General features: G+C 26.2%; 1 protein-coding gene. It reads left to right on the top strand.

Annotated features, from left to right (window positions below; all coding sequences use genetic code 11):
* Positions 1-20: 20 nt before the first annotated feature.
* A partial coding sequence (locus tag ACYVTD_RS17755; protein ID WP_461248940.1) for a hypothetical protein occupies positions 21-382 on the top strand: 362 nt, incomplete at its 3' end.

Here is a 382-nt window from a genome sequence, read left to right as displayed (position 1 = left end):
ATCGTGTAGCCTCTGGGACAATGAAAAGTTATGTTCAAATATTTCGTAATGGCTGCTTAGAAGTTGCACAACTTGCCCTTAATATATATACTAATAATCAAAAGGTTATGTTTGGTTCCGAGCTTGAAAAAACTATCAAAGATGGTATAACAAATTATCTGACCAATTTGTGTAATAATAATATTCCTTACCCATATTTTATTTCTATTTCATTTATTAATACAAAAGGTTATATAATAAAATATGCTGAAAATGATTATCGTTCTATATCTGATGAATTTAAAGAAATTTATCAAGACGATCTATTACTTCCCACTATTTTTGTTGAGAAAATAAATGATTTAGAACCAAAATTGAAATTATGTTTTGAAATATTTTGGAA

The sequence above is a fragment of the Treponema sp. R6D11 genome (assembly GCF_054786075.1).
The sequence above is the reverse complement of the archived record's forward strand: the minus strand, read 5'-3'. Positions and strand labels throughout refer to the sequence as shown.